This window comes from Planktotalea frisia (genome assembly GCF_001890925.1).
Classification (GTDB): Bacteria; Pseudomonadota; Alphaproteobacteria; order Rhodobacterales; family Rhodobacteraceae; genus Planktotalea; species Planktotalea frisia.
Genome location: NZ_MLCB01000162.1, coordinates 1 through 21,421, shown reverse-complemented (window position 1 = coordinate 21,421; position 21,421 = coordinate 1). Strand labels below are relative to the sequence as shown.

Sequence of the window (21,421 nt, the reverse complement as noted above, 5' to 3'; positions counted from 1 at the left end):
TTAACTCGCGAGTGACGCGGTGACGGCAGCAGAAACGCCTTTGGCATCAGCGCGCGGCATGGCGATATAGGTGGCTTGTATTTTCTCAGCCAGCGTTTTGAGCGCGCGTTCAGGGCGGATTGTCGTGTCGATCACCAGTGTTTCCAGCCCGAGCATCGAAATCTCGGACGCGATTTTTTCAGCGTCTTCAGCGGCTTGTTTGCGATTGGCCTGACCATCAAGCGCGATATTGGCGCGCCCATCAGTGAGCAGAACAATCGTTGCACACATGCCCTTTTGCGAGGCGGTTTGCGCCATGCTCATCGCGGCGGACAGGCCAGAGGCAAGGGGTGTTCCACCACCACCGGGAAGCGCGGCAAGGCGGCGTTTGGTTTGCACCAGCGAACGGGTTGGAGGCAAAAGCACTTCGGCATCAAGACCGCGAAAGGAAATGAGCGCCACATGATCGCGCCGCGCGTATGCTTCGCCAAGGAGCATTTCAACGGCACCCTTGGCTTCGGCCAAACGCGCCATCGCCGCAGAGCCGGAGGCATCAACGGCAAAGATCAGCAGGCGGTCCGACAGGGTTTGGTAGCGTTTGTGACGCAGATCGCCGGGGTGAATGATGGGTCCGAGGCGGTCGGGCTGCGCCCGCTTGCGGATGGTTTGATATGGAATTGCAGCGCGCAGAGTCGCAATCAGATCAACGCGCGCAGAGCTGCTTTTGGAACCTGCACGTGCAGGCAGTGGGCGACCACGGCGATTGCCGGTTTGCTTGGCGCCTGTTCCCGTCCCTTTGTTGCGTTTGTTCTTTGCGCCAGCGGCAAGCTTTTCGAGCAGATCTGAGGGCAGCGCGGCTTTGACGGCGTCGAGCAAAAGATCCTCTGGGATGGTTAGAGTGTCATCGTCGTTTTGCTGCCTCTCGGGTTGTTCGGTGTCTTGGGGCTGTTCTGGCTCATCTTCTTGAAGCTCGGGCATACGCGTGGCGCGGTGTGCATAAACGAGATCAACGGCAAGGGTCATGTCATCGGCGTTGATCACGTCACGATTGTGAAGTGCTGCATGAGCTTGGGCCGTGCGCAGAGCCAAAGTCGGCGCGCGCAGGCTGGGGATGCCGAGACTGACAGCGAGGGTGACAAGCTGTTCGGGAATATCGTCAGGGATATCAACCTTGCGCACCGCTTTCGCGATGATTTCGAGGTTTTCGGGTAGCTGGAACGCATCGAAGTCCGCGAGGGCAAGGCCGTCAAGCGAGATCCAAAAAGCAGCGCGATCACTGAGGGATGTGGGGATGCTTTCATCTTCATCAACGCCCTCATCGAGCGCGAGGAAACAGTGCCCGTCACCCGTATCAAGGGTTTGGCTCAGGCGTGCGGTCAGATAGGGATCAGCGCGTTCCGCCATAGGAAGCGTGAACAAAGAAGGCGGGCGGTCAAGCAGGCCCTTTTGCATAACCAAGGCGTTGCTTTTCAGCGTCGAGGAGAGATCAATCTCACCATCAAGCACTTGTGCGGTCATGCTGGGGTGCAGTTTGACTTGTGGCATCGGCAGCTGTTTTGCGATCTGCATAAAGGCATCGCGCACAGGTGAGACACGTGCACGCACGATCAAACCTGAGAACCCTTTCGGGTCTATTGCCAGCAAGGTTAAAGCCAGCGTTGCACGATCCCAAGGCGTCATTCAGACACCCAGCGTGTCTTGTACGATGCGCTCAACCCGCGTGCCAGAACCTGCATCATCCAATGGATCACGACGCAAACGGTGACGCAGAGCGAGGGCAGCTGTGGCGCGAATATGCGCGGTTGCAAGATGTGTGTCATCGCGGAACGCTGCATAGGCGCGTGCGGCTTTGAGCAATGTCAGCTCGCCGCGAAGACCATCTGCGCCAAGGTTAAGACAAAGCTCGGCCACATCGCGCAGCGCGCTATCAGGGGTTTCGAGTTCCTTCAACGCCGCGCGCGCAGAAACGATGCGATCACGCAGAGCAGCATCCTCGGCCTGCCAGCGGAGCATGAAGGCGGAGTGATTGTTCTCATAGGCATCGCGGCGCTTGATGACTTCAACACGCTCGTCGATATTGTTCGGAGAGGCGACATCGACCGAAAGGCCGAAGCGATCCAAGAGTTGCGGACGCAGCTCGCCCTCTTCAGGGTTGCCCGAGCCAACAAGGACGAAACGGGCAGCGTGACGGATGGAAAGACCTTCGCGCTCCACCACGTTTTCGCCGGACTGGGCAACGTCGAGCAAGAGATCAACGATGTGATCCTCGAGCAAGTTGACCTCGTCGATGTAGAGATACCCGCGATTTGCTTGCGCAAAGAGACCCGGTTGAAACGCCTTTTCGCCGCGCGTCAGAGCGCGCTCGATATCAAGCGCGCCAGTGACACGATCCTCAGATGCACCAAGCGGTAGATCCACGACAGGGGTCGGAATTTCGTGCGTTGCGCCGTCCTCGACATTTGCCCATTCGGGGCAGTCTTCGAGGCGGGCACTGTTGACGGGGCAGGCTTTGATTGCGCTGATGCTTGGCAAGAGGCCAGCAAGCCCGCGCACGGCGGTGGATTTGCCTGTGCCGCGATCCCCAAACACCAGAACGCCGCCAATCGAGGGGTCAATCGCTGTGAGAATCATCGCCTGTTTCATGTCGTCTTGACCAACAATGGCCGAGAAGGGGAATGGATGCTTCATGCTGTGTCCACTTTTGCTAAGGGCGATACGCCGCCCCATGTTCCGATATCTGAAAGAAGGGTGAAGCGCGCGTAGAGCTCTTCGTTGAACCAGCCTTCGCTGCGCACTGCTTTGATCGCTTCTGCATGGGGTCCCGTGCGCGCAAAATTGGCCATTTGCGTCGCGTCGCGCCAGATCGAGAAGGTCACTTGATGGAGCAGTGGAATTTCACCGACGCCAATCTTGAAAATGACGTTGGGGTCTTGGCCGATCACGTTTGAGATGTTGGGCACACGGCGCCAGAAACGGGCCGCGATGCTTGGCTTGATTGTTGCGCGCGTGAGCGCCACGAGAGGGCCGGATTTATTATGCTTTGTTGGGATAAACGGGGTTTTGCCAGACCACTCACCGCGTGCGGTATCGGTGCTCATGAACATGCTCCAATGCTCACTTGCCGTGTCTTTGTACCGCTGAAAGAGTGGGTCATTTTCAATGGCGCGGCGTGCCGTGGCTTCATCCGGCCAAGTGGCTAGAATCGCATATACAGAGGTGTTGGGAAGCGGTGTGAACCCCTCACCAGAGCCGGAGCCACACAGCTTCCAAAAATCGATACCCTCGATTTTGCTCATATGACGTCGAGCGAGTCCCATCATCAAAAAGGCCCAGATGCGCGCACGCAAAGAGCCAAAGCGGAAGAGACTGAAACTGACAACCTGCGACATCGTCGTGCGTTCCCTGTGGATTCCCTTAAGTGTAAACTTAGACTGACACATATCCCTTGCCTTGTGAAGCTCTCTCACGCTAATAATGTAAACTAGACTAGACAGTCGCTGCTTGGGATGATCATGACACAGCTTTCACAAACCGGAACGGACAACCGCGCGATTGTTATTGGCGCTGGCCTCGGTGGGCTTTCCGCAGCGATGCGTTTGGGCGCCAAGGGATATGCGGTGACGGTGCTGGATCGCCTTGATCGCACAGGTGGGCGTGGCTCGTCGATTGAGCAAGACGGGCATCGTTTTGATCTGGGGCCAACGATTGTGACGGTGCCGGATGTGTTCGAACGTCTCTGGGCGGAATGCGGGCGTGATTTTCACAACGACGTTGATTTGCGTCCTTTGGAACCTTTCTACGAAGTACGCTGGCCGGACGGCACGAAATTTAGCGCATGTTCTGATGATGATAAAATGTTGGCAGAAGTTGCCAAGCTTAGCCCCAATGATGTGAAGGGGTTTCAGAAGTTTCTGAAAGATTCCCATGCGCGTTATGTGGTGGGTTTCGAGGGCATGGTGGCCAAGCCGATGCACCGCGCTTGGGAGACAATCAAAGTGCTGCCGACCTTTGCGCGCCTTCGTGCGGATCGCTCTATCTATGGGTTGGCCGCGTCGCGCGTGAAAAACGAAAAGTTGCGCATGGCGCTGTCGTTCCATCCGCTGTTTATTGGTGGTGATCCGACGCATGTGACGTCGATCTATGCTTTGGTCGCGCACTTGGAGAAAACATACGGCGTGCATTACGCGATGGGTGGCGTTCAGGCGATTGCGGATGCGATGGCAGATGTTGTGCGCGCGCAAGGTGGCGTGATTGAGCAGAACGTGACGGTGGATGAAATTGTGATCAAGGACGGTGCGGCCAAAGCTGTGCGCCTTGAAGATGGTAGCGAACGCGATGCGCCGCTTATTGTCAGCAATGCGGACGCGGGACATACCTATTCCCACTTGCTGCGCAATCATAAGAAGCGTCGTTGGACCGAGCGCAAGATCGCGCGCAAGCGGTGGTCGATGGGGCTTTATGTTTGGTATTTTGGCACCAAAGGCACCGCTGATAAGTGGGCGGACGTAGGGCATCACACGATTGCGAATGGGCCGCGCTTTAAAGGTTTGTTGAAAGACATCTTCATGCGCGGGAAATTATCCGACGACATGAGCCTTTATATTCACCGTCCTTGCGTGACCGATCCTACGGCTGCACCTGAGGGGGATGATACGTTTTATGTGCTCTCACCTGTGCCGCATCTGAATTGGGACAATCCTGTTGATTGGGAGAAAGAAGAGCCGATTTACCGTGCGAAGGTCGCGGCGGAAGTTGAAAAAATAATTCCCGGATTTCAGGATCATATTTCGACGGAAACGGTGTTCACGCCTGAAACGTTCCGCGAGCGCTATCTAAGCCCGCATGGCTCTGGTTTCTCGCTGGAACCGCGCATTTTGCAAAGCGCATGGTTTCGTCCGCATAATGTGAGCGAAGAGGCGAAAGGTCTCTATCTTGTTGGGGCTGGAACACATCCGGGGGCGGGATTGCCGGGGGTTGTGTCGAGCTCTGAAGTGCTGGGAAAAATGGTGCCTGACATGGCGCGCGCGAAACCTTTTGACACAAGATTGGCCGCAGAATGAGTACGTCTTTGATCCGTTCCGACGATTTAGAGCATTGCCGCGAAGTGATCCGCACTGGGTCTTTGTCGTTCCATGCGGCATCAAAGCTTTTGCCAAGTTCTGTGCGCGACCCTGCGCTGGCGCTTTATGCGTTTTGTCGCTTGGCAGATGATGAAGTGGATGAGGGCAGCAACAAGCGCGCGGCTGTGCTTGATCTGCAAAAACGGCTTGATCTGGTTTACGCAGGCACGCCACGCAATGCGCCCGAGGACCGCGCATTCGCAGCTGTGTGTGAAGAGTTTGATATGCCGCGTGCTTTGCCCGAAGCTTTGCTTGAGGGACTTGCATGGGACGCGATGGAGCAGTGCTATGAAACGCTCTCTGATGTGCGCGGATACTCTGCGCGCGTGGCATCGGCCGTTGGTGCAATGATGTGCGTTTTGATGCGCGTGCGCGATGCGGACGCTTTGGCGCGGGCCTGTGATTTGGGCGTTGCGATGCAGCTGACCAATATTGCGCGCGACGTGGGTGAAGATGCGCGGGCAGGGCGGATTTATTTGCCGCTGGATTGGCTCGCAGATGCGGGCATGGAGCCTGCGGAGTTCATGGCCAATCCGAGTGCATCGCCTGAAGTGAAACGCATGGTGAAACGCCTGCTCGCTGAGGCGCGTCGTCTATACATACGCTCTGAGACGGGGATCGGGTCGCTGCCATTGAATGCGCGCACAGGTATCTTTGCCGCGCGCTTTATCTACGGAGCGATTGGCACGCAGCTCACACGTTTGGGACACGATTCGATTAATCATCGCGCGCGCACGACCAACGCGCATAAGTTGGGTTTGATCAGTGTCTCTGCCGTGCGTTCTGCAGCGAGTGTTATCTTGCCGAAATCGCCAGTTCTGTTTGCATCCCCGCTGGACGAAGTGCGCTTTTTGGTTGACGCAGTCGCCACGAATTCGCCGCGCGCAAGCGAGTGGGGGACGGGACGCACTGGCGCGCTTTTGTCGGTGCTCTCAGAGCTGAAAGCGCGTGAGGTCAACGCCAAATCCACAATCGGGGTGGCGGCGGAGTAAGCGCTGATCTATATTGCGGCGATGGAATATATACTCTTCGCACTCTTTCTTGGCACATGTTTTGGCGCAGGCGCGACTGGCGGGTTGTTCCCCCCAGGCGCGTGGTATGTCAGCCTGAACAAGCCGTCATGGACACCGCCAAACTGGGTTTTTCCAGTCATGTGGACAACGATTTATGTGCTGATCTCTTTCGCAGCCGCGCGCGTCGCGGTGATGGAGGGGAGCCATTTTGCGATGGCCTTCTGGGCTGCTCAAATTGCGTTTAACACGCTTTGGACTCCGATGTTTTTCGGCCTACGCCGCTTAAAAGGGGCGCTGGTTGTGATGGCGTTTTTGTGGCTCTCGGTGCTGGGATGTTTCATTACCCACTGGCAGATTGATTTCTGGGCAGGCATGGCGATGGTGCCATATCTCGCGTGGGTGAGCGTTGCGGCGATGTTGAATTACTCCGTCGCGAACTTGAACCCTGATGTGGAAGCGTTGGACCTGTCCAAGCTTTAAAACGTCCAATTCTTACGACGCGGCACGCGCACAGCGAGCATGGGTTTAATCAGGTTTGAGCCGTAACGGTTCAGATCAAGCGCCTCATGCACGCCCTCTACGCGTTCACCATCAATCGTGGTTTGCACAACAGAGCGGGAATAAAACGGCGCGTCGAGCATGGTTTTGACTTGTTTGGGCGTGGTTCCGACATCTGCGCGCGTATCGCGTTTCAAGGCCCAAAGTGTGCGTTTGAACGGTGTCTTTGGTGGCCCTGAAACGGCGCGCGCGGAGCCGTCTTCATCAAAGTTTATTGCTGCATCGAGCACAGAACCATCGCGACGGTTGGCGTCGTAAAAGCAGGTGGAGCCATTGGCGGTCGGGTAGCGCGCCCATGTCCATGTTGAGAAATCTTCCTCCAAAGAACGCGTACCGAAGTTACTGTCGAAATAGCCGTGTCCGTCGAATTGCCATCCCTTTGCTTCAAGTTTTACAGAGATACGCGCTGTAGGTGCGAAGGGGCGCCACACATGCGCGCCATCAGGGGTGAGCGGCATCTCAACCGAGGTAAGGCCAGAAGGTTGAAGGCGGATCTGGCCGCGCATGCGAGAGATGATAGGGAGCGAAGAGATCTCATTGATGTCGATGATCAGCGCGCCGTTGTCCCAGCGCATCGAAGAGGGGCCAACTTGCAAGCAATCCTTGCTACGGCGCAGAGCACTATTGCCTCGATCTGTCATCGCGAAGCGTCCGCCTTTGCCGTAAGTGGCGACGTTGATGCAGCAATTGTTGCTTGGATCACCGCGTCCTGACCATGCGTACCACGGAGAAAACACAGAGCCGATAAAGCCGATCACAGACACCGCGCGCGTGCCATCATCGCTAACCCCGTCTACGTACCACCACGCATAACCGCCGGGAGGGACGTCTATGTTGAAATTAGGTCGCTCAAGATCGCCGCGGCCGCGTGCTGACCGGAGAGGGTTGCCATCGGCACCCCCGCCCCCGGATGTGTGCCGCCCCCCACGAGGTAGAGCCCCTTGAGCTTGCTCCGGGCTGGCGGGCGTTTGAACGCTGCCATCATCCCATGTGGGGTACGCCCGTAAAGCGATCCGTGGCTCGCTGGAAAGAGCTGCGCGAAGTCTTTGGTCATCGTGAGTGTGCTGGCTGTGGGCCTTGGTGAAAAGCTGAGACCGAAGTGACTGAGCTGCTGTAGGATCAAGGTTTGACATTGCTCTTTTTCTTTCTCGCTTGGGGGCGTTTTTTCGTCAGTTGGGGGGCTGTTGAGAATGATCTCAAAGCGTTCAGGGCCAATGGGTGTCGAGCCGCCAAAGCGATCTTGGGCGCATATATAGAGCGTCGGATCACTTTGTTGCTGACCTTTGGCGAGGGGGGCGTATTCGGTTTTCGGATCTTGCGCGAAGAAGACGTTATGTGCGGCGAGCGGCACACCCTCTGGGATCGCGGCGAAGGACATCACATTCGCGGATAAACTGCGTGGGTTTGTGGCGCTGGCATCCACAGCAGTTTCAGGTGCGGGGCCGAGCAGACCTGAGCGAAGCGCGTTTGGATCGCCATTGAACAGCACAGCATCAACCATGTGCCGCGCATCATCGGTTTGCACTGCACAGATGCGGCCATCTTGGGTTTCGATACGAGTCACATGGGCGTTGTAAATGAACTCCGCCCCGAAACCGCGCGCGGCTTTTTCGATGTTTTGTGCGAGCTGGTGCATGCCGCCTTTGACATGCCAGACACCTTGGCTTTCGGCTTGCCAGATCAAGCTTAACAGCGAGGGGGAGTGCGCGGGCAGGCCGCCGACATAAGTGGCGTAACGTGCGAAAAGTTGCGCCAAACGCGGGTCGCTGAAGCTTTGGCTGAGACTGCTCGCGAGCGTGCTGAGGGGTTTCATCGCACGCAGGAGTTTGGGGGATTTGGCGACAGTTAGAGCAAGGTCGCCAAGCGAAGGTTCCGATGTGCGAATCATCGGGTTATCGAAGGCGTCATAGAGAATTTTGGTTTGAGCGCAGAAAGCGCTGAACTCTTTTGCGGCATTTGAATCAAACGCGCGCGCAATGTTTTCAACGCTTTGATAAGGGTCAGACATCAGGTCGAGCACAGTGCCGTCGCGCCAGAAATGCCGCGCGAGGGTCTCTTCGGTTTGTAAGGTCACGTGTTCGTCTAAATGTAGCCCAACATCGGTGAAAAGTGCCTCAAACACAGGTTTCATTGTCAATACGGTAGGGCCCGCATCAACCGGACCTGCATCTGTGGGCAGTGTGCGCATCTTGCCGCCGGGTCCTGCATGACGTTCCAGAACCGTAACGCGACATCCCCAGTGCGAGAGGCGCAAAGCAGCGGCCAAACCACCGATACCAGCACCAATAATCGCAACGTGCGGGGCTGAAGTCGTCATTTAACAGGCTCCTTTGTGTTGCTTTGGATTGACAGGCCGTTCGAATATGTCCAGTTTAGTTTACATATTAGTCGTCATCAAGAAAATACAGTCCTGAGTTATTGGACTGTCAAAGGAGAGTTGGATGGATTTTTCCAAACGCATAGAAGATGCCATGTCACGAGCGATCACGGCGGGACAAGCGGCACCCTCTCCAGACAAACTCGCGCGGGCGTTGCACTATTCAGTCAGCCCTGGCGGCGCGCGGATTCGCCCTAGCATTCTGCTGAGTGTTGCGGCGGCGTGCGGTGATGATGCACCCAAGATTGCAGATGCAGCGGCTGTCGCGCTTGAGCTGATCCACTGTGCGTCGCTGGTGCATGACGATCTACCCTGCTTTGATGACGCGGATACGCGGCGCGGCAAAGCGACGACACATATCGAATTTAGCGAACCGCTTGCGGTGCTGACGGGCGATAGCCTGATCGTCATGGCCTTTTCTGTTCTGACGGAAGTTGCTGGCCTTGATCCTATGCGCGCGATTGCGTTGATGAAGGTGCTCGCAGAGCGCACAGGCATGCCAAATGGCATCTGTGCAGGGCAGGGCTGGGAGAGTGAGAGCAAGATTGATCTTGCCGCCTATCACCGTTCCAAAACCGGCGCTTTGTTCATTGCAGCCACGCAAATGGGTGCGATTGCAGCGGGCCAAGAGGGCGATCAATGGGAAGAGTTGGGCGCGCGCATTGGCGAAGCGTTCCAAGTTGCGGATGATTTGCGCGATGCGCTTTATGATGAGGAAGCTTTGGGCAAGCCAGTGGGTCAGGATGATCTGCACGGCCGCCCGAATGCGGTGACCGAGCTGGGTGTTTACGGCGCGATTGATCGGATGAAAGACATTCTAAGTGGCGCGATTGCGTCAATTCCCAAATGTCCGGGCGAAGCAGGGTTGGCCAAACTGGTAAACATGCAGGCGGAAGTTTTGACGCCGCTCAAATGGCGCGCGAGCCAAGCTAGCAAAATTCCAGGTGAATAAGTGACCGACGCGCGTATGGATATGCCGAACGCTTTGGCGAGCAAGCCCAAGGGGGGCTTTTTCGCGCGGCTGATTTCATCGCGCAAGTTTCAAACATGGGCCGCTGGTTTCCCTTTGACGCGCGGTATTGTGCGTCGCGAGGGTGAAGCGTTGTTTGATCTGCTGGCAGGCTTTTGTCATTCGCAAGTTTTGATGGCTTTGGTGCAGTTTGATATCCCACGCCGCCTGCTTGATCAGCCAATGACAGTTGCGCAGCTCGCGCATGTCTGTCGTGTTCCTGACGAGCGTATGGTGATCCTTATGCGCGCGGCTGTGGCTATTCAGTTGATCAAACAAAAACGCGGTGGTCGGTACGGGCTGACCCAAAGGGGCGCTGCGCTTGTTGGCGTTCCTGGTCTTGAAGCGATGATCAAGCACCATGATATTCTTTACCGCGATTTGTCGGATCCTGTCGCCTTCTTTCGTGGTGAGACCGAGACGGAACTCGCCTCTTTCTGGCCCTACGTTTTCGGTGGCGGGATGGAGCCTGATGTGGCGGCGACCTATTCAGATCTGATGGCGCAAAGCCAAGAGCTGGTGGCACAAGATACGCTGCGCGCGCTCGATTTTTCCGACATTAAAACGCTGCGTGATGTGGGTGGTGGCTCTGGTGCGTTCCTCGAAGCTGTTGGGCGTGCTTATCCGAAACTCGACCTCGTGCTTTTCGATCTCCCAGAGGTCGCGCCCAGTTCTGTTGCTCGTTTTGAAGCGGCTGGCTTTGGTGCGCGCTCGCGATTCGAATGTGGTTCGTTCAAAACTGACCCGATTCCCACGGGCGCAGATGCGATCAGCCTCATTCGAGTTCTTTACGACCACAGCGATACTACTGTGCGTCAGCTTTTGGCGAAATGTTATGACGCCCTGCCCAGTGGTGGGCGGCTGATCATTTCCGAACCTATGTCTGGTGGCGACAAGCCTGAACGCGCAGGTGACGTCTATTTCGCGCTTTATACGTTGGCGATGCAGACCGGCAAGGCGCGCTCTGCTGCGGAGATTTCAGCGCTGTGTGAAGAGGCTGGTTTCAAGGTCGTTGGTACGCCCAAGCCTATGCGTGCATTCGTAACCGGCTGTCTGCACGCACGTAAAGAATAGCTGACAACTAAGTGTCAATTATAGTTGACAGTATGAGTTGTCAGATTTACGTTACACATGAGAAGTAATGTCGCACCTGAGTCTTTCAAGACCAGTTTCGACGCCAAGGCCAAGGGGGGTCACCATGGAAACAACTGCTGTTTTACTTAAAGGCCCAAAAGATCTGGCTTTGGATGTTTTGAAGATCACGCCACCCAATGACGGTGACTTGGTTGTCCAGATCAATCATTCTGGTATTTCGACAGGGACAGAGAAATTGTTCTGGTCCGGTGATATGCCTCCCTTTCCTGGAATGGGGTTTCCACTTGTGCCCGGCTATGAAGCCAGTGGTGAAGTGATGAGCGCGCCTAAGGGCAGCATTTATAAAGCGGGCGACACTGTCTTTGTCCCTGGCGCGAATTGCTACGAAGGTGCCTTTGGTCTCTTTGGTGGTGCCGCGCGTACGCTGGTCAGCGCAGAGAATCGCGTCACTAAGATTGACGCAGGTTTCGGCGCTGAGGGTGCATTGCTCGCATTGGCTGCAACTGCGCGTCACGCGATGGCAGGGCAGGGTAAAGCGGTTCCTGATCTTATTGTGGGCCACGGTGTTCTTGGTCGTTTGCTTGCACGTCTCACAATCGCTGCTGGTGCACCTGCGCCGACGGTTTGGGAAATTGATCCGCCACGCCGCACAGGCGCTGTTGGATATGACGTGATCGCACCAGAAGACGACATCCGTCGCAACTACAAATCCATTTACGATGCATCCGGATCGACCGCCGTTCTTGGCGATCTGATCGGACGGATCGCGCGCGGCGGAGAGATCGTTCTCGCCGGATTTTACACAGATGCCATCAGCTTCGCTTTTCCGCCTGCCTTCATGAAAGAAGCGCGTTTCCGGGTCGCGGCTGAATGGAACCGAGATGATTTGATTGCCACACGCGCGCTGGTCGAAAGCGGCGCGCTGAGCCTTGGTGGATTAATCACGCACAGCGCGCATTCAGCCGATGCGCCAGCTGCATATGAAACGGCGTTCAGTGATCCTGAGTGCCTCAAGATGATGCTTAATTGGAGGGACGCGACGTGAAAGACGAAGTGCCAAATCTCAAAGACTTTGACCAACGCCTGCGTGACGAAGCCGCACAAGAGCCAACTCTAGAGGTGCCGCAAGGCGAACCCACGAGCAAAACCCAGATCATCGCGATCTACGGTAAAGGCGGCATCGGTAAATCCTTCACGCTTGCGAACCTCAGCCACATGATGGCCGAGCAAGGCAAACGCGTTCTGCTTATTGGCTGTGACCCGAAATCTGACACGACGTCCTTGTTGTTCGGTGGCAAAGCCTGCCCGACGATCATTGAAACGTCTGGTGCCAAGAAGGTTGCTGGCGAAGAGGTCAAGATCGGTGATGTCTGTTTCAAACGCGGCGGTGTGTTCGCGATGGAGCTTGGCGGACCTGAGGTTGGTCGTGGCTGTGGTGGTCGCGGGATTATCCATGGTTTTGAGCTGCTCGAAAAATTGGGCTTTCACGATTGGGACTTTGACTACGTTCTGCTCGACTTCCTCGGCGACGTGGTGTGTGGCGGTTTCGGCCTGCCGATCGCACGTGACATGGCGCAAAAGGTTATCCTTGTGGCGTCGAATGATTTGCAGTCACTTTATGTGGCGAACAACGTTTGCTCTGCGGTTGAGTATTTCCGCAAGCTAGGCGGTAACGTCGGTGTTGCAGGTCTTGTGATCAACAAAGATGACGGCTCTGGCGAGGCGCAAGCGTTTGCCAAAGCGGTTGATATTCCAGTTCTCGCTGCGATCCCACAGGACGATGATCTGCGCAAGAAATCTGCGAACTACCAGATTGTCGGCACGAAAGAATCCCAGTGGGGTGGCCTGTTCGCTGAACTTGGCGAAGCGGTCGGCATTGCGCCGCCTGTACGCCCTGCGCCCTTGGATCAAGACGGTCTGCTTGGCCTGTTTGATGCCAAAGATACGGGCGGCGATTACCAGTTGGTCCCTGCGACTGACGAGGATATGCGCGGCAAGTTTTCCAAGCCCAAGGTTAGCCTTGAAGTGGTGTATGACGATGCTTGAGCATCGCTTTGACATACTCCTAATCCAGGAGGGCGCATTATGACGGATGGCTACGAAGTCGGATATGATGCCGACGGAAACGTGCAAGTTGTCGCTGCGCGCGCTCCTGAAAAAGCGCCCGAAGATTTGCAGATGTTTGATATGTCATCGCCGATGACATTTGAGCTGCCCTCTGCTCCCGAAAAAGCCCCTGAGGCTGTCAAAGAGACAGCACTAGAAGGCGGATGTTCTGCTGGAACAGACAAGATGGAAGCGGCTGCACGCGCGGCTGGTAAATCTGAAATTCTGGACCAATACGCGGCTGATTATCCCCAAGGCCCACATGACAAACCCCAAAGCATGTGCCCTGCATTCGGATCCTTGCGCGTTGGTTTGCGCATGAAACGCACAGCGACGATCCTAAGCGGATCAGCTTGCTGCGTTTATGGTCTGTCGTTTGTGTCCCATTTCTACGGTGCGCGACGTTCGGTTGGCTACGTTCCGTTCAATTCGGAAACTTTGGTCACGGGCAAGTTGTTTGAGGACATTCGCGAAGCGGTGCATGACATTGCTGACCCTGAAAAGCTTGACTCGGTTATTGTGACGAACCTTTGCGTTCCAACTGCCTCTGGTGTGCCCCTGCGTTTACTTCCAAAGCAGATCAACGGCGTGCGCATTGTTGGTATTGATGTTCCCGGTTTCGGCATTCCAACCCACGCAGAGGCAAAAGATGTCCTTGCTGGCGCGATGCTGAACTATGCCCGTCAAGAGATTGAAGCAGGCCCAGTGCCAATGCCAGCAAGTGGTAAATCCGATCGCCCGACTGTTTCTCTGCTCGGTGAAATGTTCCCGGCTGACCCGATGGTTATCGGTCAAATGCTCGCACCCCTTGGTCTTGCGGCTGGTCCTGTTGTTCCGTGTCGTGAGTGGCGCGAGCTATATGCGGCGCTTGATTGCGGTGCAGTGGCTGCGATCCATCCGTTCTACACGGCGTCTGTGCGTGAATTCCAAGCGGCGGGGCGTCCTGTGATTGGCTCTGCACCTGTTGGTATGGATGGCACGCGCACGTGGCTCGCAAGCATTGGTGAGGCGTTTAATTTGCCTGCCGATCAAATCGCAGCGACCCAAAATCAATTTCTGCCAATGATCAAAGACGCGCTTGCCGCGAGCCCGATCAAAGGCACGATCACGCTTTCTGGTTACGAGGGTAGTGAACTTTTGGTCGCGCGTTTGTTGATCGAAAGTGGCGCTGACGTTCCATATGTAGGCACCGCTTGCCCCAAGACACCATGGTCCGCGGATGATGCGGCTTGGTTGGAAGCTAAAGGCGTTAAGGTTAAGTACCGCGCGTCGCTGGAAGATGATTGCGCCGCGATGGAAGCGATCCGTCCTGATCTTGCCATTGGTACAACGCCTGTTGTGCAAAAGGGTAAAGAACTGGGCATTCCGTCGCTCTACTTCACCAACTTAATTTCTGCGCGTCCGTTGATGGGTGCTGCTGGGGCTGGCTCGCTCGCTCAAGTGGTTAATGCAGCGATTGGTAACAAAGATCGTATGGCGCATATGCGCGAGTTCTTTGAGGGCGTTGGTCACGGCGACACAGCTGGTGTTTGGGAAAAGTCCCCGAACTTGCAGCCGAATTTCCGCGCCACGAACCAGAAAAAACTAGAACGCGCTGCGAAAGCCGCCAAAGCAGCGGAGATGATCTAATGTTAGTACAAGATCACGACCGCGCGGGCGGATACTGGGGTGCGGTTTATGCATTCTGTGCCGTCAAAGGATTGCAATGTGTGATCGACGGCCCTGTGGGCTGCGAGAACCTGCCAGTCACATCCGTGCTTCACTACACTGACGCGCTTCCGCCGCATGAGTTGCCGATTGTGGTGACGGGTCTGGCCGAAGAAGAGATGGGCAGCGGTACGGAAGAGTCGATGAAACGCGCTTGGAAAGTGCTGGATCCAGCGCTTCCTGCGGTTGTTGTCACAGGCTCTATCGCCGAGATGATCGGTGGTGGCGTGACGCCGCAAGGCACGAATATCCAACGCTTTTTGCCGCGCACGATTGATGAAGATCAATGGGAAGCCGCAGATCGCGCGATGACTTGGATTTTCACGGAATTTGGCATGACCAAGGGCCGTATGCCCCCTGAAAAGAAGCGTGAAGAAGACGCAAAGCCACGCGTCAACATTCTCGGACCAATGTATGGCACGTTCAATATGCCATCCGATCTGGCCGAAATCCGTCGTCTTGTCGAAGGTATCGGCGCTGAAGTTAACATGGTCATGCCGCTTGGTGCCCATGTGGCGGAAATGCGTGGATTGGTGAATGCGGATGTGAACATCTGTATGTATCGCGAATTCGGTCGCGGCCTTTGCGAAGTGCTGGGCAAACCTTACTTGCAGGCACCGATCGGCATCGATTCAACGACGAAATTCCTGCGCACCTTGGGTGAGCATCTGGACCTTGATCCAGAACCGTTCATCGAGCAGGAAAAGCACTCCACGATCAAACCCGTTTGGGATTTGTGGCGCTCTGTCACGCAGGATTTTTTTGCGACCGCATCTTTTGCGATTGTTGCCAATGAAACCTACACGCGCGGCATTCGTAAGTTTCTTGAGGATGATTTGGGTCTGCCTTGCGCCTTCGCAGTTGCGCGTTTGCGTGGCAAGAAAACGGACAACGATTCAGTGCGCGAGATGATGCACCAGAAACGTCCGCTTATCGTCATGGGGTCCATCAATGAAAAGATGTACCTCGCGGAGATGAAATCAGGCTTTGGTCCTGCGCCATCTTTCATACCTGCGTCCTTCCCCGGTGCTGCTATCCGGCGTGCGACGGGTACGCCTTTCATGGGCTACGCGGGCGCGACTTATCTGGTGCAAGAAGTGTGCAACAGCTTGTTTGATGCTTTGTTTCATATCCTGCCGCTTGGCACGGAAATGGATGAAGCCCCTGCAACACCGACACAACTGCGCCGCGACTTCCCTTGGGACGCGGACGCGCAACGACGTTTGGATGAGATCGTCGCTAACCATCCCATCCTAACAAGAATTTCTGCCGCAAAAACACTGCGGGACGCTGCTGAAAAGCGCGCTCTCGAAAGTGGAGCAGAACGGGTCCTCCTTGAGATTGTGGAAGGCCTACAACCAGCTTCTGGAGGAGCCAAATGACCGATTTTACAAATGACGTATCATGGGCCGCGCACGAGAACAAATCTGCGCGCGATTCAAGCACTGAGTACAAGGTCTACTTTACTCTAATCCTGCTCGCAGCTTTGCCAATTTGCACACTGCTCTGGGCTTACTCACTGGTGCGCAATGTTGCGCTGCCTGAGCAAGGCCCGATCCGCAAAGCGTGGAGCGAAGCACAGTCAATTACGCCCCGGATTTTCTGGGGTTAACAGTTTCGCTACCTCGCAAGAGGGAGTGAATTTCAGGACAGAGGACGAGCTTCTGTTCAAACCCAGCCGCGGGGGTAGCGCGGCGTCAGTACATATTTTCAGGAGAAAAAAATGGCTGATAAAAGTGACCTGAGTTTCACGGGTCTAACAGACGAGCAAGCGCAAGAGCTGCACTCAGTCTACATGAGCGGGTTTATGATCTTTACGGTCGTAGCTGTCGTTGCTCACGTTCTGACGTACATCAAATTGCCTTGGTTCGCCTGGGGCTAAGGAGCACAAAAAATGGCACAGTTTTACAAAGTCTGGCTGATTTTTGACCCACGACGCGTTTTCGTAGCGCAGGGTGTGTTTCTCTTCTTGTTGGCAGTGATGATTCACCTCGTTCTGCTTAGCAACGAAGAAACAAACTGGTTCAACCGCGCGTTCGCGGCTGAAGCTAGCGAGTAATTCAGCTTCAAGAAAATCGCAGTGGGCGGCACTTTTTGAGCCGCCCACCGCAACCAACGAAATTCATTTGTCTTTGCTAGCATCGAACGGGCGCCGGCTTAAGAAGGAGATAGAAGATGGCACAGCTCAGCTTCGAAAAGAAATATCGGGTCCGAGGCGGGACTTTGGTTGGCGGGGATCTGTTCGACTTCTGGGTAGGCCCATTTTATGTCGGCTTTTTCGGCGTCACGACATTCTTTTTCGCCGCACTTGGAACAATTCTGATTTTCTATGGCGCAGCACTTGGCGACACATGGAACCCTTGGCTGATCTCTATTGATCCACCCGCACTCGAGGTAGGACTAGGGATTGCACCGCTTGAAGAAGGTGGGCTTTGGCAAGTCATCACAGTTTGCGCGACATTCGCGTTCTTGAGCTGGATGATGCGCGAAGTTGAAATTGCGCGAAAGCTTGGCATGGGGCTGCATGTTCCGTTCGCCTTTAGCATCGCCATTTTGGCCTACGTTACGCTGGTGATCATTCGCCCTGTGCTGCTTGGCGCTTGGGGACATGGCTTCCCATATGGCATCTTCAGCCACCTCGATTGGGTGAACAACGTCGGCTACGCTTACGGCAACTTCCACTATAACCCAGCGCATATGGTCGCGATCACGTTCTTCTTTACGACGTGTTTTGCCCTCGCGCTGCACGGCTCACTGGTTCTGTCCGCGGTCAACACAGGCAAAGGCAATCCGATTACCACACCTGACCATGAGGACACGTATTTCCGCGATCTTGTCGGTTACTCGATTGGACCCTTGGGCATTCACCGTCTTGGCCTCTTCCTTGCGCTCAGCGCGGTTGTCTGGAGCGCCATTTGTATCGTGATTTCCGGGACGATCTGGTTCGATAGCTGGAGCGCTTGGTGGGATTGGTATGCTGAACTGCCTTGGTGGGCTGACCTGTAGGAGGGTATGAACAATGATTGAATATCAAAACATCTTCACACAGGTTCAGGTCCAAGGACCGCCTGAGATGGGCGTGGATCCAGATGGATCTATCTCTAGAGAGCGCTTAAAAGGCACCGCCTTTTCCAAGCTCGCTGGTCTGCTCGGTAACGCACAACTTGGACCGATCCACTTGGGTCCGTTCGGTGTGGTCTCTGTCGCAACGGGTCTGATCTGGTTTGTGATCATCGGGATGAACTTCTGGGCGCAAGCCGAGTATTCCCCTGGTATCTTCATGCGCGACTTGTTCTGGCTGTCCCTTGATCCTCCGTCCGAGGAATACGGGCTGGGCATGGCACCTTTGGCAGAAGGGGGCTGGTTCCTGATTGCCGGCTTCTTCTTTACGATCTCGCTATGTAGCTGGTGGATCCGCACGTATCTTCGTGCCGAAGAACTGGGCATGGGCAAGCACGTTTCTTGGGCTTTTGCCTCTGCGATCTGGCTGGTGCTGGTTTTGGGTCTGTTCCGTCCGATCCTGATGGGATCTTGGTCCGAGGCCGTGCCATATGGCGTCTTCTCGCACCTTGATTGGACGAACCTGTTCTCGCTGACCTACGGCAACTTGTTCTACAACCCGTTCCACGCACTCTCGATTGCGTTCCTTTATGGCTCGGCTTTGCTCTTTGCGATGCACGGCGCGACCATTCTGGCGGTATCCCGTTACGGCGGCGAGCGTGAGATCGAACAGATCGTTGATCGCGGTACTGCCTCTGAGCGCGCCGCTTTGTTCTGGCGCTGGACCATGGGCTTTAACGCCACGATGGAGGGTATTCACCGCTGGGCTTGGTGGTTCGCAGTTCTGACAACGCTGACTGGCGGTATCGGAATTCTGATCACAGGAACAGTTGTCGATAACTGGTTCATCTGGGCTCAAGAGCACGGATATGCGCCGCTCGACTAAGCGGCTGAGAGAAATGAGAGGAGTTTTATCATGAGTGATAATCACGACTATCTAGGAACGGGCAATACTTCGCGCCTTACGGCGGACGTCACGTTCTTGATGCTCAAAGGTGCGGGCTACGCGATGGTCTTCTGTTTGGTTCTTTGGGCAAGCTTGGCTGCGCTGCAAGGCATCGGTTTGCTGCTACCCGAAGAATCCCGTGAGACGGAAGATCCTACGCCGTTCTCACATCTGTTGGCTGATCCTGCGATCAATCAACTTACGTAATTCGGTTGGGCCTGTAGCTTAGGCCCAACTGACCAGGTTCCGCATGTTTGGGTCCCTTCAAACATGCGGGAACGTTAGGATCTCGACGTCCTGACAAATCCTGTTGGCTACGGGAGGCAGATGTTGAAACTCGTTTCCAACATCTGTCCCCGAGCCAGCAGACTAGCCACAAACGTCGGGAAATACAAATCGTCGAGAAAGGACCCAGAAATGACGCGTCCGAATACCCCTATTTTAGATCGTATTCATGTCCCATCTGATATGAAAGGTCTGAGCAATTCAGAGCTTTCCGCGCTTGCGGATGAAGTTCGAAGTGAAGTTGTTCAAGCCGTTTCCACCACCGGTGGGCACCTTGGCTCATCGCTTGGAGTGGTCGAGCTGACCGTCGCATTGCACGCTGTTTTTGACACGCCGCGCGACAAGCTGATCTGGGATGTGGGGCATCAATGTTACCCCCACAAAGTCCTGACCGCACGCCGCGAACGCATGAGCACGTTGCGCCAAGAGGGCGGGCTTTCCGGCTTTACCAAGCGCGCTGAATCCGAGTTTGACCCGTTTGGCGCGGCGCATTCGTCCACCTCAATTTCTGCCGCTTTGGGCTTCACAGTTGCGCGCGATATGGGGCTGCCAACGGGTGACGCTGTCGCGATTATTGGCGACGGGTCCATCAGTGCCGGCATGGCCTATGAGGCGCTCAACAACGCAGGCTCTGAAGGCCGCCGCATGTTCGTTATTCTCAACGATAACGAGATGAGCATCGCGCCCCCTGTGGGCGCTATGTCGAAGTATCTCTCTGGTCTTTATGCCTCTCCTTTGGGGGAGTTGCAGACGATGGCGGAAGGTTTTGAATCCGCACTTCCAGGTCCTTTGCGCGACCATGCGCGCCGTGCAAGACAGTTGGTAACGGGTGTCACTGGCACGGGGGGTACAATGTTCGAAGACCTTGGTTTTCAATACATTGGCCCTGTGGATGGGCACAATATGGAACAGCTTTTGTCGGTCCTACGTGCCGCGCGCACGCGTGCGACGGGTCCTGTGTTGATCCATTGCTGCACGGTCAAAGGCAAGGGGTATGCGCCTGCTGAACTATCTGCGGACAAATATCACGGCGTTGCGAAATTTGATGTGGCGACAGGCGTTCAAGCCAAGTCCCGCCCGAACGCGCCAAGCTACACGAGCGTGTTTGGAACGGCTCTCAGCAAGCTTGCAGAAAACGATTCAAACATCGTCGGGATTACTGCTGCGATGCCATCCGGCACGGGTATGGATATCTTTGCCAAGCAGTTTCCCAAACGCATGTTTGACGTCGGTATTGCCGAGCAACATGGCGTAACGTTTGCCGCTGGAATGGCGGCGGGTGGTTTGAAACCTTTCTGCGCGATTTACTCGTCTTTCTTGCAACGGGGCTACGATCAAATCGTACATGATGTGGCTTTACAAAACCTGCCTGTGCGTTTCGCGATTGATCGTGCTGGCCTTGTTGGTGCCGATGGTCCGACTCACGCGGGCGCGTTCGACATTGGCTATCTTGCGGCTCTGCCGAACATGACGGTAATGGCCGCGTCTGATGAAGCTGAACTCGTTCATATGGTTGCCACAGCCGCTGCCCATGACAGTGGACCGATTGCGTTCCGCTATCCGCGTGGTTCTGGCACAGGCGTTGAAATGCCAGAGATTGGCGATGTGCTGGAAATCGGCAAAGGGCGCATTGTGCGCCAGGGCGCTGACGTGGCGATTCTCTCCTTTGGGGCGCATTTGAGCGAGAGCTTGAAAGCCGCTGACTTGATGCAACAGCAAGGCATCACTGCGACGGTCGCAGATGCGCGTTTCGCCAAGCCTCTCGATCACGCACTCATTCGCAAATTGGTGAAAACCCACAAGGCGCTGATCACGATCGAGCAAGGCTCGCAAGGTGGCTTTGGCGCGATGGTGCTGCACTATCTTGCGGGGGAGGGTTTGCTTGATGGCAATCTCGCGATCCGCACGATGACCTTGCCGGATCGCTTCATCGACCAAGCGGCACCCGATGCAATGTATGCAGAGGCAGGCCTCACTGCGACTGATATCGCTGCGACTGCGTTGCAGGCTTTGGGTGTTGATGCGCAGAAGTTGGGTGTTTCGGGTGTGCCGCTTTGAAGTGACTCTATGACCCAAGTTGAGATTGTTTTGTGAAGAATCACCTCTTATCCAAGGTCCGCTCCGATGAAGGTTTTTCGATGCGGGCCACAGCGGAAGGTTTCGGCG

At 55.5% G+C, this 21,421-nt stretch carries 21 protein-coding genes; 16 read left to right on the top strand and 5 right to left on the bottom strand.

The window, feature by feature from the left end; translation table 11 throughout:
* The 3 genes from PFRI_RS14485 to crtA are packed head-to-tail and all read right to left on the bottom strand — an operon-like array spanning position 1 to position 3,368.
* On the bottom strand, positions 1 to 1,659 hold the full coding sequence (locus PFRI_RS14485) for a magnesium chelatase subunit D (RefSeq protein WP_072631421.1): 1,659 nt from the start codon (positions 1,657 to 1,659) through the stop codon (positions 1 to 3).
* Positions 1,660 to 2,667 carry a magnesium chelatase ATPase subunit I gene (gene bchI / locus PFRI_RS14480; protein ID WP_072631420.1) on the bottom strand — a complete coding sequence of 336 codons (1,008 nt, stop codon included), beginning with the start codon at positions 2,665 to 2,667 and terminating at the stop codon, positions 1,660 to 1,662.
* Complete coding sequence (gene crtA, locus PFRI_RS14475; protein ID WP_072631419.1) at positions 2,664 to 3,368, bottom strand: spheroidene monooxygenase; 705 nt, start codon at positions 3,366 to 3,368, stop codon at positions 2,664 to 2,666. Before crtA ends, bchI begins: the two co-directional genes overlap by 4 nt.
* Positions 3,369 to 3,491: 123 nt before the next feature.
* Between crtA and PFRI_RS14470 the strand changes: the two genes are divergently transcribed.
* From PFRI_RS14470 to tspO, 3 genes are read left to right on the top strand one after another with little or no spacing between them, the layout of a single operon-like run.
* Complete coding sequence (locus PFRI_RS14470; protein WP_084649706.1) at positions 3,492 to 5,039, top strand: phytoene desaturase; 1,548 nt, start codon at positions 3,492 to 3,494, stop codon at positions 5,037 to 5,039.
* An 8-nt stretch (positions 5,040 to 5,047) separates the two neighbouring features.
* Complete coding sequence (gene crtB / locus PFRI_RS14465) at positions 5,048 to 6,091, top strand: 15-cis-phytoene synthase (RefSeq protein WP_072631433.1); 1,044 nt, start codon at positions 5,048 to 5,050, stop codon at positions 6,089 to 6,091.
* 21 nt (positions 6,092 to 6,112) lie between these two features.
* Positions 6,113 to 6,592: a tryptophan-rich sensory protein TspO gene (gene tspO / locus PFRI_RS14460; protein WP_072631417.1), complete on the top strand. Its 480-nt coding sequence runs from the start codon at positions 6,113 to 6,115 to the stop codon at positions 6,590 to 6,592.
* On the opposite strand, the gene crtC is transcribed toward tspO, so the two are convergent.
* Positions 6,589 to 7,428 carry a carotenoid 1,2-hydratase gene (gene crtC, locus PFRI_RS14455; protein ID WP_072631432.1) on the bottom strand — a complete coding sequence of 280 codons (840 nt, stop codon included), beginning with the start codon at positions 7,426 to 7,428 and terminating at the stop codon, positions 6,589 to 6,591. The two genes, tspO and crtC, sit on opposite strands and share 4 nt — an antisense overlap.
* Positions 7,429 to 7,499: 71 nt before the next feature.
* The gene (gene crtD / locus PFRI_RS14450; RefSeq protein WP_072631416.1) at positions 7,500 to 8,987 is read right to left on the bottom strand and encodes a 1-hydroxycarotenoid 3,4-desaturase CrtD; all 1,488 of its coding nucleotides are present in this window, start codon (positions 8,985 to 8,987) and stop codon (positions 7,500 to 7,502) included.
* 124 nt (positions 8,988 to 9,111) lie between these two features.
* Here crtD and PFRI_RS14445 point away from each other — a divergent pair, with 124 nt between their 5' ends.
* The 13 genes from PFRI_RS14445 to dxs all read left to right on the top strand — a co-directional run bounded on the left by PFRI_RS14445 (position 9,112) and on the right by dxs (position 21,313).
* Complete coding sequence (locus PFRI_RS14445) at positions 9,112 to 9,999, top strand: polyprenyl synthetase family protein (protein WP_072631415.1); 888 nt, start codon at positions 9,112 to 9,114, stop codon at positions 9,997 to 9,999.
* Positions 10,000 to 11,130: a methyltransferase gene (locus PFRI_RS14440; protein WP_245812403.1), complete on the top strand. Its 1,131-nt coding sequence runs from the start codon at positions 10,000 to 10,002 to the stop codon at positions 11,128 to 11,130.
* Between the two features lie 124 nt (positions 11,131 to 11,254).
* Positions 11,255 to 12,196 carry a chlorophyll synthesis pathway protein BchC gene (bchC, locus tag PFRI_RS14435; RefSeq protein WP_072631414.1) on the top strand — a complete coding sequence of 314 codons (942 nt, stop codon included), beginning with the start codon at positions 11,255 to 11,257 and terminating at the stop codon, positions 12,194 to 12,196.
* Positions 12,193 to 13,197, top strand: a complete 1,005-nt coding sequence (locus PFRI_RS14430; RefSeq protein ID WP_072631413.1) for a chlorophyllide a reductase iron protein subunit X — start codon at positions 12,193 to 12,195, stop codon at positions 13,195 to 13,197. The genes bchC and PFRI_RS14430 overlap by 4 nt, the downstream gene beginning before the upstream one ends.
* A gap of 153 nt (positions 13,198 to 13,350) precedes the next feature.
* Positions 13,351 to 14,886, top strand: coding sequence for a chlorophyllide a reductase subunit Y (bchY, locus tag PFRI_RS14425; protein WP_111445533.1), 1,536 nt, complete (start codon positions 13,351 to 13,353; stop codon positions 14,884 to 14,886).
* Positions 14,886 to 16,346, top strand: a complete 1,461-nt coding sequence (gene bchZ / locus PFRI_RS14420) for a chlorophyllide a reductase subunit Z (protein ID WP_072631411.1) — start codon at positions 14,886 to 14,888, stop codon at positions 16,344 to 16,346. The genes bchY and bchZ overlap by 1 nt, the downstream gene beginning before the upstream one ends.
* Entirely contained in the window at positions 16,343 to 16,576 is a 234-nt protein-coding gene (gene pufQ, locus PFRI_RS14415; protein ID WP_072631410.1) for a cytochrome PufQ, read from the top strand. The genes bchZ and pufQ overlap by 4 nt, the downstream gene beginning before the upstream one ends.
* Before the next feature lie 111 nt (positions 16,577 to 16,687).
* Complete coding sequence (gene pufB / locus PFRI_RS14410) at positions 16,688 to 16,846, top strand: light-harvesting antenna LH1, beta subunit (RefSeq protein WP_072631409.1); 159 nt, start codon at positions 16,688 to 16,690, stop codon at positions 16,844 to 16,846.
* Between the two features lie 12 nt (positions 16,847 to 16,858).
* Positions 16,859 to 17,023 carry a light-harvesting antenna LH1, alpha subunit gene (gene pufA / locus PFRI_RS14405; RefSeq protein ID WP_072631408.1) on the top strand — a complete coding sequence of 55 codons (165 nt, stop codon included), beginning with the start codon at positions 16,859 to 16,861 and terminating at the stop codon, positions 17,021 to 17,023.
* Between the two features lie 116 nt (positions 17,024 to 17,139).
* Positions 17,140 to 17,970 carry a photosynthetic reaction center subunit L gene (gene pufL, locus PFRI_RS14400; protein ID WP_072631407.1) on the top strand — a complete coding sequence of 277 codons (831 nt, stop codon included), beginning with the start codon at positions 17,140 to 17,142 and terminating at the stop codon, positions 17,968 to 17,970.
* A 13-nt stretch (positions 17,971 to 17,983) separates the two neighbouring features.
* Positions 17,984 to 18,910: a photosynthetic reaction center subunit M gene (gene pufM / locus PFRI_RS14395; RefSeq protein WP_072631406.1), complete on the top strand. Its 927-nt coding sequence runs from the start codon at positions 17,984 to 17,986 to the stop codon at positions 18,908 to 18,910.
* A 30-nt stretch (positions 18,911 to 18,940) separates the two neighbouring features.
* Positions 18,941 to 19,177, top strand: coding sequence for an RC-LH1 core complex protein PufX (pufX, locus tag PFRI_RS14390; RefSeq protein ID WP_072631405.1), 237 nt, complete (start codon positions 18,941 to 18,943; stop codon positions 19,175 to 19,177).
* Between the two features lie 210 nt (positions 19,178 to 19,387).
* A complete protein-coding gene (gene dxs / locus PFRI_RS14385) occupies positions 19,388 to 21,313 on the top strand; it encodes a 1-deoxy-D-xylulose-5-phosphate synthase (protein ID WP_072631404.1) in 1,926 nt (641 codons plus the stop codon).
* The last annotated feature ends 108 nt before the right edge of the window (positions 21,314 to 21,421 follow it).